This is a genomic window from uncultured Roseovarius sp., from assembly GCF_947489715.1.
In the GTDB taxonomy this organism is placed as follows: Bacteria; Pseudomonadota; Alphaproteobacteria; order Rhodobacterales; family Rhodobacteraceae; genus Roseovarius.
The window spans coordinates 470,844-486,464 of sequence record NZ_CANLER010000002.1; the positions used below are offsets into that span (position 1 = coordinate 470,844).

At 59.1% G+C, this 15,621-nt stretch carries 15 protein-coding genes; 5 read left to right on the forward strand and 10 right to left on the reverse strand.

Going from position 1 to position 15,621, the window contains the following annotated elements:
• Window positions 1-180: 180 nt before the first annotated feature.
• The 6 genes from Q1B27_RS07985 to hutI all read right to left on the reverse strand — a co-directional run bounded on the left by Q1B27_RS07985 (window position 181) and on the right by hutI (window position 6,766).
• Window positions 181-1,266, reverse strand: coding sequence for a TRAP transporter substrate-binding protein (locus tag Q1B27_RS07985; protein WP_299846232.1), 1,086 nt, complete (start codon window positions 1,264-1,266; stop codon window positions 181-183).
• 226 nt (window positions 1,267-1,492) lie between these two features.
• Window positions 1,493-1,843 (reverse strand): hypothetical protein, encoded by a 351-nt coding sequence (locus Q1B27_RS07990; RefSeq protein ID WP_299846234.1) that lies wholly within the window; start codon window positions 1,841-1,843, stop codon window positions 1,493-1,495.
• 96 nt (window positions 1,844-1,939) lie between these two features.
• Entirely contained in the window at window positions 1,940-2,359 is a 420-nt protein-coding gene (locus Q1B27_RS07995; RefSeq protein WP_299846236.1) for a DUF1810 domain-containing protein, read from the reverse strand.
• On the reverse strand, window positions 2,356-4,035 hold the full coding sequence (gene hutU / locus Q1B27_RS08000; protein WP_299846238.1) for a urocanate hydratase: 1,680 nt from the start codon (window positions 4,033-4,035) through the stop codon (window positions 2,356-2,358). Before hutU ends, Q1B27_RS07995 begins: the two co-directional genes overlap by 4 nt.
• Before the next feature lie 17 nt (window positions 4,036-4,052).
• The gene (hutH, locus tag Q1B27_RS08005) at window positions 4,053-5,579 is read right to left on the reverse strand and encodes a histidine ammonia-lyase (RefSeq protein ID WP_299846241.1); all 1,527 of its coding nucleotides are present in this window, start codon (window positions 5,577-5,579) and stop codon (window positions 4,053-4,055) included.
• Window positions 5,576-6,766 carry an imidazolonepropionase gene (gene hutI, locus Q1B27_RS08010; RefSeq protein WP_299846243.1) on the reverse strand — a complete coding sequence of 397 codons (1,191 nt, stop codon included), beginning with the start codon at window positions 6,764-6,766 and terminating at the stop codon, window positions 5,576-5,578. Before hutI ends, hutH begins: the two co-directional genes overlap by 4 nt.
• A 79-nt stretch (window positions 6,767-6,845) precedes the next feature.
• Between hutI and Q1B27_RS08015 the strand changes: the two genes are divergently transcribed.
• From Q1B27_RS08015 to Q1B27_RS08025, 3 genes are all read left to right on the forward strand, one after another.
• On the forward strand, window positions 6,846-8,210 hold the full coding sequence (locus Q1B27_RS08015; protein WP_299846245.1) for a formimidoylglutamate deiminase: 1,365 nt from the start codon (window positions 6,846-6,848) through the stop codon (window positions 8,208-8,210).
• A complete protein-coding gene (locus tag Q1B27_RS08020; protein ID WP_299846247.1) occupies window positions 8,207-8,911 on the forward strand; it encodes a UTRA domain-containing protein in 705 nt (234 codons plus the stop codon). The genes Q1B27_RS08015 and Q1B27_RS08020 overlap by 4 nt, the downstream gene beginning before the upstream one ends.
• Window positions 8,912-9,047: 136 nt before the next feature.
• Complete coding sequence (locus tag Q1B27_RS08025) at window positions 9,048-9,800, forward strand: SDR family oxidoreductase (RefSeq protein WP_299846251.1); 753 nt, start codon at window positions 9,048-9,050, stop codon at window positions 9,798-9,800.
• A 98-nt stretch (window positions 9,801-9,898) separates the two neighbouring features.
• On the opposite strand, the gene Q1B27_RS08030 is transcribed toward Q1B27_RS08025, so the two are convergent.
• From Q1B27_RS08030 to Q1B27_RS08040, 3 genes are all read right to left on the reverse strand, one after another.
• A complete protein-coding gene (locus Q1B27_RS08030; protein WP_299846253.1) occupies window positions 9,899-10,756 on the reverse strand; it encodes an SDR family oxidoreductase in 858 nt (285 codons plus the stop codon).
• Window positions 10,757-10,829: 73 nt separating this feature from the next.
• Entirely contained in the window at window positions 10,830-11,816 is a 987-nt protein-coding gene (locus Q1B27_RS08035; protein WP_299846255.1) for a sterol desaturase family protein, read from the reverse strand.
• A 32-nt stretch (window positions 11,817-11,848) separates the two neighbouring features.
• Window positions 11,849-12,604, reverse strand: a complete 756-nt coding sequence (locus Q1B27_RS08040; RefSeq protein ID WP_299846256.1) for a class II aldolase and adducin N-terminal domain-containing protein — start codon at window positions 12,602-12,604, stop codon at window positions 11,849-11,851.
• Between the two features lie 110 nt (window positions 12,605-12,714).
• On the opposite strand from Q1B27_RS08040, the gene Q1B27_RS08045 reads away from it, so the two are divergent.
• On the forward strand, window positions 12,715-13,611 hold the full coding sequence (locus tag Q1B27_RS08045; RefSeq protein WP_299846259.1) for a LysR family transcriptional regulator: 897 nt from the start codon (window positions 12,715-12,717) through the stop codon (window positions 13,609-13,611).
• Here the strand turns inward: Q1B27_RS08045 and Q1B27_RS08050 are convergent.
• Window positions 13,581-14,000 carry a glyoxalase gene (locus tag Q1B27_RS08050; RefSeq protein ID WP_299846261.1) on the reverse strand — a complete coding sequence of 140 codons (420 nt, stop codon included), beginning with the start codon at window positions 13,998-14,000 and terminating at the stop codon, window positions 13,581-13,583. The two genes, Q1B27_RS08045 and Q1B27_RS08050, sit on opposite strands and share 31 nt — an antisense overlap.
• Window positions 14,001-14,102: 102 nt before the next feature.
• Between Q1B27_RS08050 and Q1B27_RS08055 the strand changes: the two genes are divergently transcribed.
• Window positions 14,103-15,587, forward strand: coding sequence for an AMP nucleosidase (locus Q1B27_RS08055; RefSeq protein ID WP_299846263.1), 1,485 nt, complete (start codon window positions 14,103-14,105; stop codon window positions 15,585-15,587).
• The last annotated feature ends 34 nt before the right edge of the window (window positions 15,588-15,621 follow it).

The following is a 15,621-nucleotide window of genomic DNA, read 5'->3' on the forward strand; positions in this document are numbered from 1 at the left end:
CTGTTCTGGCCATCATTCCCGCACTGGCTGGCTGGGTTGCGTGTAGGGTGGGTGAAACCCAGGCACGCGATCTCGCCAATGTTGGCGAAAGCATGGGTTTCACCCACCCTACGGTTATTTTCAAGGTCATCTTCCCCAAAATAACCCGGCGCGAAATGTTAGCGCCGGGCATCTCCTGTCTTAATACCCCAGCACCATCGCGCGGGCGTTCATCTGGCCGTTATCGGCATAGACCATGTAGGCGCCGACGGAATCGCGGTAGGCGACAAAGCTTTCGGCGATACGGCCGACCAGTTCATCCTTGTCCCCGCGCAGGCTGTCGATCACCGTCTTGGCGGCTTCGCCCATCGCCATCACCACCTCATCCGGCAGCTTGCGGGGCGTGACGCCTTCGTCATTCACCAGCTTTTGCAAGGCCAGCGCATGCTTGGTCTCATACTCGGTCCAGACATCGTTATAGAGGCTGGAACAGGCCGTACTCACCACCAGTTTCAGATCATCGGGCAGCTCTTCGTATGCCGCCAGATTGACCCCGCATTCCTCGGCAGAGCTCGGCTCGCCAATGCCGGGCCAGTAGTAATTCTTGGCGATCTGGTGATAGCCAAGGGCGCTATCGGTCCACGGACCGATGAATTCGCCCGCATCCAGCGCCCCCGATTGCAGCGCCTGGAACATGGCCGGTCCGGACATCGCCTGCACCGCCATGCCGATCTCGGCGCACATCTCGCTGGCCAGCCCGGTGGTGCGGTACTTCACGCCCTTCAGGTCATCAACCGAGTTGATTTCGTTGCGGAACCAGCCAAACCATTGCGGCCCGGAATTGCCGCAGAGAAACGGCTTGATGCCAAACCGGCCATACATTTCGTCATAAAGCGCCTGACCGCCGCCATGCACCATCCAGCCGACCTGTTCATCGGCGCGCAGGCCAAAGGGTTGCGACCCAAAAAGCAGGATGCCCTTGGATTTCGACCCCCAATAGGCGGGCACCGCGTGATAAAGATGCGCCGTGCCTTCCGACACCGCGTCAAAGACGCCGCGCCCGGGTACGATCTCGCCGGCGGCGTGCAGCGTAACCTCGATCCGGCCTCCCGACAGCGTTGTAATCCGGTCGGCCAGCGTTTGCGCCGCAACGCCGGGCCCGGGCAGGTTTTTTGGCCATGCGGTGACCATCGACCATTGCCGTATGTCCTGCGCAATTGCCGGGGTTGCCAGCGCCGCGGCAGCCGATCCAACGGCCCCTGCCCGGATAAATTCGCGTCTTTTCATAGTGTCTTCCTCCTTGTTAATGGCTTTTTTGTTGATTGCTCATGCGGACACGCTTTCGCCTCATCCGGAAACCCCGTTCCCGAATGTTAAGCACAGCCTGTCAGATGGCGGAATTGTTTTGTCACGCGCCGGTGGCCTCCCCTCAGCCACGCGGACGATCTCACCGGGTTCGATGCCCGGTGCCGTTTTGCGACTTGTCCCTAGATTAGCGGCGGCAATCTGGCCCCTAGTTGCAGACGAATGTCCCTTGCTGGCCCGTGTCCAGGTTGACGATGGACATGTTATTGCCCTGGTAGCGCATTTCGATCTTCGATCCGCGATGCCGCGCACCATTGACCCAGGCCCCGCCGACACCGCCATTCTGGTTCGAGATAACCTCGAAATCATAGCGGGTGCCCCCCGCATCGTAGAGCGTACCGTAATAGCCGTAGGTCTGGGAATAGGTCAGGTATTGCACCAGTACCTGACCCTGAAGCGGCGTACCGGCGAATTGTCCGTTGCAAAAATACTGGGCGCTGGTCTGCGCAGGCGAAAGCTGGGGAAACAGCATCAGAAAGACAGAAAGAATGAGCCTCATGGTGGTCTCCAAAATCAGAAATAGCAAAAATCCGGGTAATCAATGCTGGACAGATTACCATATTTTGCCCGCTATTTCCATTTTGGGTTGTGTTGTTCATGCCGGGGCGTCCCTAAGCATTTCGAGTGTCTTCGGACAATTTTCACCTGCGTAGAAAGCAGCCAACACTTGGCCAAAGACCAGCCCGCCCCCGGCCACCTGAAACAATGTCATCGACGAGCGTAATTTCAACGCATCGACGGGCCCTAGAATGGCTTCGGGCGCGGCATCTTTATGGGCAAGGACCGCCTCACTGATCTTGATAAGCCGTGGACCCAGCACCTCATGCGCCAGATAATCCTGTGCCTCTTTCAGATCGACAATGCCGTATAGCTGCGCGGTGGACGAACGACCAAGACCTGCAATCTGCGGAAACACGAACCACATCCAGTGCGTCGCCTTCCGTTCCGCCCGGATTTCCTCCAGCGGGACGGGCCAGATACGCGCCTGCGCGTCTATGAACCGCTCAAGGCTCACCCCAGAATGCCGGGCAGGTTCAACCCGTTTTCCTTCGCGCACTCGATGGCAATCTCATAACCCGCATCCGCATGACGCATCACGCCCGTCGCGGGATCGTTCCACAAAACATTGGCGATCCGGCGGTCGGCATCTTCGGTCCCGTCGCAACAAATCACCATGCCCGAATGCTGGCTGAACCCCATGCCGACGCCGCCACCGTGATGCAGGCTGACCCATGTCGCGCCGCTGGCGGTATTCAAAAGCGCATTCAAGAGCGGCCAGTCAGATACCGCGTCGCTGCCATCCTTCATCGCCTCGGTTTCACGGTTTGGCGACGCAACAGAGCCTGAATCCAGATGATCGCGCCCGATCACCACCGGTGCGGACAACTCGCCATTGCGGACCATTTCATTGAAGGCAAGCCCCAGCTTGTGCCGCACCCCCAGCCCGACCCAGCAGATCCGCGCCGGCAGCCCCTGAAAGCTGATGCGCTCGCGCGCCATGTCCAGCCAGTTATGCAGGTGCGGATCATCGACCAGTTCTTTCACCTTGGCGTCGGTCTTGTAGATATCTTCCGGATCACCGCTAAGCGCGCACCAACGGAACGGTCCGATGCCCCGGCAGAACAGCGGACGGATATAGGCGGGCACGAAACCGGGGAAGGCAAAGGCGTTTTCCAGACCCTCTTCCAGCGCAACTTGCCGAATATTGTTGCCATAATCCAGTGTCGGCACTCCGGCGTTCCAGAAATCGACCATCGCCGCCACATGCACCTTCATGCTGGCGCGCGCGGCCTTTTCTACCGCTTTCGGATCACTTTCTTGTTTGGCGCGCCATTCGGCCACGCCCCAGCCCTGCGGCAGGTAGCCATGCACCGGGTCATGGGCACTGGTCTGATCCGTCACGATATCGGGTTTGATCCCGCCATTCTGCATGATCTCGACCAGCCGCGGAAACATATCCGCCGCATTGCCAATAAGCGCCACGGATTTCGCTTCTCCGGCCTTGGTCCAGCCATCGATCATCTCCAGCGCTTCTTCAAGGCTATGGGTCTTTTCATCCACATACCGCGTGCGCAGGCGGAAATCGGCACGGGTCTCGTCGCATTCCACCGCCAGGCAGCAGGCACCGGCCATCACCGCCGCCAACGGCTGTGCGCCGCCCATGCCGCCCAACCCGCCGGTCAGTATCCACTTGCCCGTCAGGTCGCCACCAAAATGCTGCCGCCCGGCTTCGACAAAGGTTTCATAGGTGCCCTGCACGATGCCCTGGCTGCCGATATAGATCCACGACCCGGCGGTCATCTGGCCATACATTGCCAGACCCTTTTTATCGAGCTCGCTGAAATGATCCCAATTGGCCCAATGCGGCACTAGGTTGCTGTTGGCGATCAGAACCCGGGGGGCGTCCTTGTGAGTGCGGAACACGCCGACGGGCTTGCCGGACTGAACCAGCAGCGTTTGATCCTCTTCCAGATCCTTGAGTTGGGCAACAATAGTGTCGAAATCATTCCATGTCCGCGCCGCGCGCCCGATCCCACCATAGACCACCAGCTCATGCGGGTTTTCCGCCACATCCGGGTGCAGATTGTTCATCAGCATCCGCATCGGCGCCTCGGTCAGCCAGCTTTTTGCGCTGATCTCGGGGCCGGTATCGGGATAAACGTCGCGGGTGTTGTGGCGGGGATTGGTCATCTTGGGGTCTCTCCCATCTAAAGGGTCATGTTCAGGCCAGCGGCCTCGGCCAGCGCGCCTGAACTGATCAGGTCGGCGGCGGATTGCAGGTCGGGGGCCAGGTAACGGTCGGCTTCCAGCGCCGGGATATCCTGGCGCAGACGCAGCAACGCCGCCTGTAGGGGCGGGCTGGTTTTCAGCGGCGCGCGAAAGCCGATACCCTGCGCGCCACAGATCGCCTCGACCCCCAGAATGGTGGCCAGATTGGCGTTCATCCGCCGCAGCCGCCGCGCCGCATGGGCGGCCATGCTGACGTGATCCTCCTGATTGGCAGAGGTGGGCGTGCTGTCGGTGGTGCAGGGATTGGCCAGATGCTTGTTTTCGCTCATCAACGCAGCCGTGGTCACCTCGGCAATCATCAGGCCCGAATTCAGCCCCGGTTCAGGCGTCAGAAAGGGCGGCAGATCGAAACTGAGTGTCGGATCGACCATCAACGCCACCCGCCGCTGGGCAATGGCACCGATCTCGGCAATGGCCAGCGCGATCTGGTCGGCGGCAAAGCCCACGGGTTCAGCGTGGAAGTTGCCACCACTGACAATTCGACCCTCTTTCACCAGAACAAGCGGATTATCGGTGACAGCGTTCGCCTCAACCTCCAGCACCTCACCGGCGCGACGCAAAAGGTCAATTGCGGCCCCGCTGACCTGCGCCTGACAGCGGATGCAATAGGGATCCTGCACGCGGGTGTCGCCCTCACGGTGGCTTTCGCGAATCTCCGAGCCTTCCATCAACTCGCGCTGCAATCGTGCAGCAGCAATTTGCCCATGATGCCCGCGCAAGGTGTGGATCTCATCCACCAGCGGCGCGGTGGACCCCATGATTGCATCGGTCGACATTGCCGCCGTCACGATGCAGGCCTGCGCGTTGCGCCACGCCCCCCACAGACCGGTCAGTGCACAGGCCGTCGAAAACTGCGTGCCGTTGATCAGCGCCAGACCCTCTTTGGGGCCAAGGATAATAGGCTCTAATCCGGCCCGATTAAGCGCTTCGTGCCCTGAAAGGCGCGCGCCTTCGAACCACGCTTCACCCTCACCGATCATCGCCGCCGCCATATGTGCCAATGGCGCCAGATCACCTGACGCCCCGACCGATCCCTGATCTGGCACCACCGGCGTGACGCCCTTGTCCAGCATTCCCTCGATCAGCGCCACGGTGGACCACGCCACACCCGACGCGCCCCGGCCCAGCGACAAAAGCTTCAGAACCATCATCAGCCGGGTCGTGGCAATATCCAGCGCCTCACCCACGCCGCAGCAATGCGACAGGATCAGGTTACGTTGCAGCGCTTCGACATCAGAGGCCGGTATCTTGACGCTGGCCAGTTTACCAAAGCCGGTATTGACGCCATAAACCGCCTCGTCCCCAGCGGCGGCCTGCGCCACCAGCGCGGCAGCGGCCTCTACATCGGGGCGGACAGAGGCATCCAATTTGGCCGACAACCGGTTGCGCCAAATGGTTTCAAGCTGCGCCAGATCTGTGGCACCAGGCTGTAATATCTGGCTCATTCCACGCCTCCGAAAATCCGTCTCTCCAACGGGTTGAAACCAATGCGATAGGCAAGTTCAGCTGGGTTAGAGACGTTCCAGATTGCCAGATCGGCGCGTTTACCGGGCGCAATCACGCCGCAATCATCCAGTCCCAGGGCCTTCGCAGCATGGGCAGTGACGCCTGCCAGCGCTTCCTCGGGGGTTAGCCGGAACAGGGTACAGCCCATGTTCATGGTCAGCAGTAATGAGGCCAGCGGCGATGATCCCGGATTGCAATCCGTCGCCAGCGCCATTGGCACGCCATGTTCGCGAAACGCGTCGACAGGTGGCATCTGGGTTTCGTGCAGCGTGTAGAATGCGCCGGGCAACAGCACGGCCACACTGCCAGCCGCCGCCAGTGCCTTCGCATCCGCATCATCGGCATATTCCACATGATCCGCCGATAGCGCGTCATACGCGGCCGCCAGTTTGGTGCCGCCGATATTGCTAAGCTGTTCGGCATGTAGTTTGACAGGCAGGCCCAGCGCTTTTGCCCTGTCAAAAACCCGGCTGATCTGCGCGGTGTCAAAGGCGATGCCTTCGCAAAACCCGTCCACCGCATCCACCAGCCCCTCGGCATGGGCCGCGTCAAGCGCGGGGATACAAACTTCGTCGATATAGGCGTCGGCGCGGCCCTTGTAATTCGCTGGCACGGCGTGGGCCCCCAGAAAGGATGTCACCACACGCACCGGGCGCGCCCTGCCGATCGCCCGTGCGACGCGCAGCATTTTCAACTCGGTGTCGCGATCCAGCCCATAGCCGGATTTCACCTCGATCACGCTGACCCCTTCGGCCAGCATCGCGTCCACCCGGGTCAATGCATCGGCCAGCAGGTCAGCTTCGGAGGTTTCACGCGTGGCGGTCACGGTCGACACGATGCCGCCGCCCGCACGCGCCACTTCCTCGTAGCTGGCACCGTTCAGACGCATTTCGAATTCTGCCGCGCGGTTGCCGCCAAAGACGATATGGGTGTGACAGTCAATCAAACCGGGTGTCACCAGTCGCCCGCCCAGATCCTCGCCCAAACCGTGATGTTCCGGGGGCAGATCAACCTCGGGTCCAACCCATGAAATCAGACCCTGTTTCACCACAATTGCAGCATTGTGGATCAGCCCATAAGGCTGCCCACCTGCCATCGTGGCCACCACCGCATTCCGCAAAAGCATGCCGATTATCTTTCTTGATCACCCGAGTCGTTCTTGATATTATGTATAGACATAAAAACCTGTCAAGCGGAGAGATTTCATGCCAACGATCTGGGCCTCTCAGGCGCTGCTGCCCACCGGCTGGGCGCGCGATGTCGCGGTCGAGGTGGACGAAACCGGCCACATCACCAGCGTCACCCACGATGCTCGCCCCGAAGGCCATCGCACCGGCATCCTGCTGCCCGCACCCGCCAATGCGCATTCCCACGCCTTTCAGCGCGCCATGGCCGGGCTGACCGAATCGCGAGGCCCCGACCCGCGCGATAGTTTCTGGACCTGGCGGCGGCTGATGTACCGGTTCCTTGATCTGCTGACGCCCGAGCAGGTGCAGGCCATCGCCGCGCTGGTGCAGATGGAGATGCTGGAGGCAGGCTATGCCACCAATGTCGAATTCCACTACCTGCACCATCAGCCCGGCGGCGCGCCTTATGACGATCTGTCCGAGATGTCGCAGCGCATCACCGCCGCCGCGCTGCAAACCGGCATCGGCCTTACGCTGTTGCCAGTGCAATATCAATTCGGCGGTTGCGACCAGCGCGACCTGACAACAGGGCAAATCCGCTTTGGTAACGACCCGGCGCAGTTTGCCAGGTTGATGGAAGAGGCCAGCCGCGCCCTGACCGCACTGCCCGAAGATTCCCGCCTTGGCGTTGCGCCACACAGCTTGCGCGCCGTCGCACCCGAGGACGTGATCAACGCGCCACAACTAGCGCAAGGTGGCCCAGTCCATCTGCATCTGGCCGAACAGGTGGCCGAGGTCGAGGAGATCAGCGCCGCCTATGGCCAGCGCCCGGTCGAATGGCTGCTCGATAATGCCCATGTCAACGATCAATGGTGCCTGATCCACTGCACCCAGATGGAGCATCACGAAACCATCGCACTGGCGCAGACCGGGGCGGTGGCGGGTCTGTGCCCCATCACCGAATCAAGCCTCGGTGACGGAATTTTTGATGGCGTGCGCTGGCTGGATCATCACGGCAAGATTGCCATTGGATCGGATTCGAATATCCGCATTTCGCTCAGCGAAGAGCTGCGCACGCTCGACTATTCCCAGCGCCTGCGCGACCGGTCCCGCGCCGCCTTGGCCACGCCCGAACACAGCACCGGCCGCCGTCTCTTCAACGCCGTCTGTGCGGGTGGTGCCCAGACCGCCGGGCGCAACTCGGGCCATATTGCTGTGGGGCAACTGGCCGATCTGATGGCGCTGGATGACAGCCATATCGACCTGACCGGGCAAACCGGCGACAAGCTTCTGGATTGTTGGATCTTTGCCGGGGATGACCGGATGGTGCGCGATGTCTGGTCTGCGGGGCGCCACCTGGTTCAGGACGGGCGGCACCACGCACGCGACCAGATCACCACCGCCTATACACGCGCGATGCAACCACTCAGGGATGCGCTATGAGCGAGGCGCAGTTCAGAAACTGGCAAGCCATTCAGGCCGAGGTTCTGCGCCGCATCCATGCCCGCAACTGGCCCCCCGGCCATACCATCCCGAACGAGGTCGATCTGGCACAGGAATTCGGCTGTGCCCGCGCCACCGTCAACCGCGCGCTGCAATCGCTAGCCGATGCCGGCCTGCTGGAGCGTCGCCGCAAGGCTGGCACCCGCGTCGCGCTGCATCCGGTCGGTAAGGCCACCGTCACGATCCCGGTGATCCGGCAAGAGATCGAGGATCGTGGCATGACATATGCCTACCGCCTGATCACCCGCGATATCGCAACATCGCCGGCCCCGCTTGGCGCTACCGGACCAGGGTTGCATGTCACGGCGGTGCACCATGCGAATGACAGTCCCTATGTGATCGAAGATCGCTGGATCAACCTCACCACCGTTCCTGACGCTGCTGAGCAACCCTTTGATCAGATCAGCGCCAATGAATGGCTTGTCACCACCGCGCCCTACACCAACGGCGATATCAGCTTTGCTGCAGAACCTGCGACCGCGCAGGAAGCGCAATTGCTGAACACAGCCGAGGGCACACCGGTTTTCGTGATCGACCGGATCACCTGGGACCATGATCAGACGATCACCACCGTGCGCCTGACCTATGCGCCGGGCTACCGCATCCACACCGGCATCGGCACCGGCGCGATCGCGAGCTGAAATTACACTCAAAATCGGCTCTAACACGGGCAGTTTGCCTGATCTTGTCAATTTGTCCGGCGCGGTCACGACGGGCCTTTGCATCTCCCCGCACCTCGGTATGCTCCTTTCCCAAGACCGACAGAAAGGACCATTGATGATCACCTATGATTTCTCGGGCAAGGTCGCCATCATCACCGGCGCGGGCGGCGGCATGGGACTAGCGATTGCCAATCTCATTCTTGGGGCCGGTGGATCGACCATTCTGGTCGACCTCAAACCCGAACCGGCCGATCTTGCCGGCGCGCCCGACCAACGGCTCTTTGCCCGGGGCGACCTGACGGATGCAGATTTCGTGACCAGCACGATCAACGCGGGCGCCGAACGTTTTGGACGCGTCGATTATCTGGCCAATGTCGCGGGCGTGCTGCGCTTTGGCGATGATACTTCTCTGCTCGATATGGATCTTGCAGTCTGGGATCAGGTCTTTGAAACCAATCTCAAGTCGATGGTCCACACCGCCCGTGCGGCCGTGCCGCATATGCGTCGCCTGGGTCATGGCGCGATGGTGCATTTCTCCTCCACCCAATGTCTGCGCGGCGACCCGCTGCCGCAGGATGCCTATTCCACCGCCAAGGCCGGGGTGGGTGCGCTGTCGCGCTCGCTCGCCATGCAACTGGCCGCGGACAACATTCGGTCGAACGCGATTTATCCGGGGCTTACCCAGACCCCGTTACAGGCGCGTTGGGACACCGACGAAAAATTGACCGAGGCCGGATCATGGGTGCCGATGGGCCGGATCGGAACGCCCGAGGAATTGGCCGCGGCGGCGGTCTTTCTGCTTTCGGACGGGGCATCCTATATCACCGGAATTGACTTGGTCGTCGATGGCGGCCTGCTGTTGAAATAGTCTCTATTCCGGCCAAAACGTACGGCCCGTACGCTGGTTTCCGAAAAGGTCCCGATATACGTACGAAACAGGCGTACGGGTCGTACGTAATGTACGTTTTAGCCGGCCTCTTCCTGCAACAGCGCGCGCAAACCATCGCGGTAATTGGGATAGCGCAGCGTCACACCCAGTTCAGACTTGATCCGCGCATTGCTGATCCGTTTTGATTCCGAATAGAAACTACGCGCCATCGGGCTCATCTCGGCCTCTTCAAACGGGATTTCCGGCGGCAGGGGTACACCCAGCAACTCCGCCGCGTGGCCGATCACATCCTGCGGCGGTGCTGGTTCGTCATCACAGACATTATACGCCCGACCCGGATTGGGTTGCGCTATCGACGCCGCCAAAACCCGCGCGATATCGTCAACATGTATTCGGCTAAATATTTGATTTTTCTTTATAATACGACGCGCGGTGCCTTGCCTCACTTTTTCAAAGGGGCCGCGTCCGGGCCCGTAAATCCCCGCCAGACGAAACACATGTACCGGCAAAGACGAAACCGCCTGCCACCTTTCCTCGGCGTCCTTACGCATCTTGCCGCGCTCGGTCGATGGTCTCAATTCGGCATCTTCCCCCGTCCATTCCCCGTTGTGATTGCCATAAACCCCGGTGGTCGACAGATAGCCAAACCATTCGAGTCGCCCGGCTACCCCTTTGATTTTATGACTATATTTGTTGTAGATCGGATCACCCGCCTCGCGCGGCCCGGCCGAAACCAGCACATGGGTTGCCCTGTCAAACGCCGCATCCAGATCGCCATCAGGCCACATCACCGGAATGATGCCCGTATCTTTCAATGCATTGAATTTGCTTTCACTTCTGGTCGTTCCGTAGATCGTCCAACCCTGCGGCACCAGAATTTTCGCCAGCGCCTGCGCCGAATATCCGTGTCCAAAAGAAATCAGTGTCTTGCTCATAGCCCCTTAATGCGTGGGCCATGCGCCATTGGCAAGAGAAAGCTGGCAAGCAATTGAAAAGGCGCCGAAAACCTCAGGCATGCATCTTCTTTTTACGGGCTCGCGTGGTGGCTGTCGCCTCTTCGCTCCCGTTGTGGAACGTCCCAAACCACCGGTCACAGGGCATCTCCTGATTGCCGTAGTTGCATTCGTAATAGCGATGATGCAGCTGATGATAGAACGTCCCCAAAGCCAGCCTGCGCTTATCCTTGATCAGCAGATCCTCGTAACCCGTATGGGTCATCGCCGCCCCTGGACCAAGGTAAATAACGTGAAAAATCAGGTGGACCGGATGCGATATCACAACCCAATGGATGCAAAGTGACGACAGGTAAAACAGGTGTTCTACGGGGTGCATTGAAAAGCCGGACCACGGCCCGATATTGACGTTGCGGTGATGCAGCGAGTGCACCTTTTTGTAGAGAAACGGCACATGCAGCAGGCGGTGCACCCAATAGAAATGGAACGCCGACCATATCGGCAGCAGGATCAGCGCCAGCACGAACCAGACTGGATTCGAGGTGAGGGTCATCACCGGCACATAATCGTTTGCCATCAACCACATGGTCACTACCTGAAACGCCGTAAGCTGTGCCACGCCCGAGCCGAGCGACCAGAACATATTGTCATGCACCTGGTTCGCGAAATTCCATAACCGGTTGCCCTTGGCCTGATCCCGGCGGTCGAATTTCAGTTCCTGCCCCTGGCCTTTATGGATGTAGAAATACCAGTGCAGCGCGCCAGCGATCACAATCATCAGCGCCATGTTCACGGCCCATGTCTGAAAAATCCATCCAAAAGCAAAGCTTTGCGCAGTTTCCAGCGAGGGGTAGAGGGTCAGCCACGCGATCACGGCAAGGATCACCATAATCACCCGTTCGCTTAAGGTCAGCCAGTTGCGGGCAAACCATCGCGCCAGGAATCCCGGGCTGGGTGGCCATTTGAAAATCGACGGATCCTGAAGCGGCAGGTCGGGATGGTAGTTCCATTCGCGGGATTGATTGCCTGAGCTGTCAGACATTATTTCTCTCCAAATTCAACGCATTGGAAATCTCAGGACGCGTAGGCTGACCCTTCGTCATCGAGGATCGCCTTGAGTTCACTCAGATGTTGCTCAGCCTGGCCGGGGTAGTTTTCAATCTCACTGGCGGTCTTTTCAGCAATGTCATCTGGGATCAGCCGCAGCGGCTGTCCGGTCCAGAGCGCCTTGATATAGGTCTCGCAGGCGCGTTCGAAGTAATACATCCGGTTGAAGGTTTCGGCGACGGTCTTACCAATGACCATGATGCCGTGATTGCCCATGACCAACACGGTTTTCGACGGATCGCTGAGGTTGGAGCAGCAACGCTCGGCCTCTTCCTCAAACGCCAGCCCGCCGAAGTGGTCATCCACCGCGACGCGATTGAAGAAGGTCGCGGTGTTCTGGTCGATCGGCGGCAGGGTGCTGTCGGCAAGCGAGGCCAGTACCGTCGCATAGATCGAATGCACGTGCAGCGCACAGCGGGCATGCGGGCACATCCGGTGGAGCGCACCGTGCAGGCCCCAGGCCGTGGGATCAGGCGCATTGGGGCCTTCCAGCGTTTCGGGATCATTGGCATCCAGAAACAACAGGTCCGAGGCTTTGATCCGGCTGAAATGCACCTGGTTCGGGTTCATCAGAAATTGCGTGCCATCCTCGTTCACCGCCAGTGAAAAATGATTGGCGACAGCCTCGTGCATGTTCAGCCGTTCAGTCCAGCGAAAAGCGGCTGCCAGATCAACACGCTCCTGCCAATGGTCGATATTCGGGCGAAGTTCGGTGACGGACATGGTGAATGCTCCCTGTTTTTCTTGACCCGAATGGTGCCTCTTCACCGCCCCCTTTACCAACGAAAAAAACATAGGCATGCTATAAGTCAAACTAATGGACAAATTATGCCATGCGCAAATCCCTGCCTCCGTTGAACTGGTTGCGTGCCTTTGAGGCTTCGGCGCGTCACCTGTCATTCACCGCTGCGGCGGGCGAGTTGAACATGACCCAAAGCGCGGTCAGCCAGCAGATAAAGTCGCTTGAAGGACATATGGGCCGCGCATTGTTTCATCGTCGTGCGCGGGCGTTGGAACTGACTGAAACAGGTTCAAGCTATCTGCCAATCGTACGCGATGCCTTTCGCACCCTGTCACGCGGCACACTGGCCGTGACTGGGGGCAACGAAACCGTAGTGCAAGTGCATTCCAACATGAGCTTTGGCACCTTCTGGTTAGCGCCTCGACTGGGGCGGTTTTATGCCCGCCACCCCAATGTAAGGCTGAACATCATCGCCGAATTGTGGGAGCAGGCTGAAGGGATCGCCCCCGGTGCCGATGTTGAAATCAGGTATTCGGTGCATCCTTCCGAAGGGGTACGGGCCCGAAAGCTTGTGCAGGATTATTCCTATCCCGTTGCCGCACCGGGCTGGTCAGGAACGATTGAGGATGTGCCGGGTGAGACCCTTTTCGATTGTGCCAACCTGATGGCAAGCTGGGCCGCATGGGGTGAGGAACAGGGCCTTGATTGGTCAGGTTTGAACGTGACCTACGCCACGACATATGCCGTTGCCCTCTCTGCTGCCGTGGCAGGCGCGGGGTTATGCATGGCACATGATACGATCGCGGGTCAGCTGATCGAAACCGGCCGATTACAACGTCTCTTCGATCATCGTGCGAAAATGAATGAGGCCTATTATTTGGTCACTGCGCCGCATATCGCCGACATACCGGGCGCAAAGATCTTTGAAAACTGGCTGCTGGAGGAAATGGCGCACGATCAAAGCGGGCGTGACGCGACCCAAGCGTAGCCGTTATCGCAAAGAATATAAACCTCGCGCAGGCCATGAGGTTTGTCAGTCGGGGGTTGCAGGATATGGGCTCCGATGGCTTCCGCACGGGCGGCTGCGTCATCGGGATCGGTCTGATACAAACGAATTTCAGCTCCGGCTCCGCGCGCGCCCGCTTCCGGCAACAGACCCAACAAGGGATTGGAATGGTAGGTACCGTCACTGTGCAACTGCATCACCTGATCATGATAGCGCATGATCGCAAAATCCTGCGTCGGTTGAAACGCCTCCATACCGAAAACCTTAGTCAGAAAGGTCACTTCGACGCGGACATCGCGCACCAACAGATTCAAGCCCATGCCGGTTAGCGAAGCACCGAATGCTTCGGCGCTGATCGTTTCATAATCCATTCCGGCCCCCTTTGTTCACAGCAGCTTGATCCCCGCTCTTGGCCGTGTCAACGTGGCATCGGCAGGTAAGGTTGTAACGCGACCGGGATGCAGGACAGAGAGATGAATGTGCAGAACCAGAACGGCGATCTGACGACACCTAATGTTCCTGCCTCTCAGGTTTTCACCAACGCGTCCGCCGCAGTGGATCGGTTGGTTGAGCTTTACAACACAGCGTCGGATTTCCTGTGCCGCGAATTCAGTAAAGCTCTTCATGGGGATATTCCCGCAAAAAAGATACGCGCCTATTATCCCGAGATACGGATCACCACGACATCCTTCTGTCAGGTCGATAGCAGGTTGAGCTTCGGACATGTATCAGAACCCGGCACCCATGTAGCCACGATAACCCAACCCGACCTGTTTCGAAAATATCTGGAACAACAGATCGGTTTGCTGCTGGAAAATCACGGTGTACCGGTCTCAATTGGCATGTCGGATACACCAATGCCCGTGCATTTTGCGGTTGCCAACGACGCGTCGATCATGGTGCCACAGGAAGGTGCTGCAGATTTCACGCTGCGTGATAAGTTCGATGTGCCTGACCTGAGCACGACAAATGATGACATCGTGAACGGCACCCATTCCCCGGACCCCGCAGGAGCGGAGCCATTGGCGCCTTTCTCAGCGCAGCGGGTGGATTATTCGCTGGCACGGCTCGCGCATTACACCGCGACGGATCCGGCGCATTTCCAGAATCATGTTCTCTTTACCAACTACCAGTTCTACGTTTCGGAATTCGAGAGCTATGCCCGCAAAGCGCTGGCCGATCCTGACAGTGGCTACACTTCCTTTGTCAGCACTGGCAATGCCGAGATCACGCTGCCGGACGGCGAACTGCCATTGCCGGCGCAGCTTCCTCAGATGCCTTCCTACCATCTGAAGCGCGATGATGGAAAAGGCATCTCGCTTGTCAATATTGGCGTGGGGCCATCTAATGCAAAGACCGCGACCGACCACGTCGCTGTGCTGCGTCCCCACGCCTGGATCATGGTCGGCCATTGCGCCGGGCTTCGAAACTCTCAAAGCCTTGGTGATTTCGTTCTGGCCCATGCATACCTGCGTGAAGACGGGGTATTGGATGCCGATATTCCCGCCTGGGTACCGATCCCAGCATTGGCGGAAATCCAGATCGCGCTGGAAAAGGCGGTGGCGGCAGAAACAAAGCTTGAAGGTTATGATCTGAAGCGCGTGATGCGCACCGGAACCGTCGCCAGTTTCGACAACCGCAACTGGGAGCTGCGCGATCAGTCGGGACCGGTGCAGCGGCTCAGCCAGTCGCGAGCCATTGCGCTGGATATGGAAAGCGCAACGATTGCCGCCAACGGGTTTCGGTTTCGGGTGCCCTACGGCACATTGCTATGCGTCAGTGACAAGCCATTGCATGGCGAGTTAAAACTGCCCGGTATGGCCAGTGATTTCTACAAAACCCAAGTCTCGCGCCACCTGATGATAGGGATTCGCGCTATGGAAACATTGGCCGAAATGCCGCTTGAACGCCTGCACAGTCGAAAATTACGGTCATTTAACGAGACAGCCTTCCTTTGACCTAGCGTAAATCGGCACAAAATGCACTAAAATC

Bases quoted from the DNA above. Each gene is read 5' to 3' on its own strand.
- Q1B27_RS08030 (WP_299846253.1), bottom strand. From the start codon at position 10,756: ATGAGCAAGACACTGATTTCTTTTGGACACGGATATTCGGCGCAGGCG.
- Q1B27_RS08035 (WP_299846255.1), bottom strand. From the start codon at position 11,816: ATGTCTGACAGCTCAGGCAATCAATCCCGCGAATGGAACTACCATCCC.
- hutH (WP_299846241.1), bottom strand. From the start codon at position 5,579: ATGAGCCAGATATTACAGCCTGGTGCCACAGATCTGGCGCAGCTTGAA.
- Q1B27_RS08055 (WP_299846263.1), top strand. From the start codon at position 14,103: ATGAATGTGCAGAACCAGAACGGCGATCTGACGACACCTAATGTTCCT.
- Q1B27_RS08025 (WP_299846251.1), top strand. From the start codon at position 9,048: ATGATCACCTATGATTTCTCGGGCAAGGTCGCCATCATCACCGGCGCG.
- Q1B27_RS08050 (WP_299846261.1), bottom strand. From the start codon at position 14,000: ATGGATTATGAAACGATCAGCGCCGAAGCATTCGGTGCTTCGCTAACC.
- Q1B27_RS08020 (WP_299846247.1), top strand. From the start codon at position 8,207: ATGAGCGAGGCGCAGTTCAGAAACTGGCAAGCCATTCAGGCCGAGGTT.
- hutI (WP_299846243.1), bottom strand. From the start codon at position 6,766: ATGCTTTTGCGGAATGCGGTGGTGGCCACGATGGCAGGTGGGCAGCCT.
- Q1B27_RS08040 (WP_299846256.1), bottom strand. From the start codon at position 12,604: ATGTCCGTCACCGAACTTCGCCCGAATATCGACCATTGGCAGGAGCGT.
- Q1B27_RS08015 (WP_299846245.1), top strand. From the start codon at position 6,846: ATGCCAACGATCTGGGCCTCTCAGGCGCTGCTGCCCACCGGCTGGGCG.
- Q1B27_RS07985 (WP_299846232.1), bottom strand. From the start codon at position 1,266: ATGAAAAGACGCGAATTTATCCGGGCAGGGGCCGTTGGATCGGCTGCC.
- hutU (WP_299846238.1), bottom strand. From the start codon at position 4,035: ATGACCAATCCCCGCCACAACACCCGCGACGTTTATCCCGATACCGGC.
- Q1B27_RS07990 (WP_299846234.1), bottom strand. From the start codon at position 1,843: ATGAGGCTCATTCTTTCTGTCTTTCTGATGCTGTTTCCCCAGCTTTCG.
- Q1B27_RS08045 (WP_299846259.1), top strand. From the start codon at position 12,715: ATGCGCAAATCCCTGCCTCCGTTGAACTGGTTGCGTGCCTTTGAGGCT.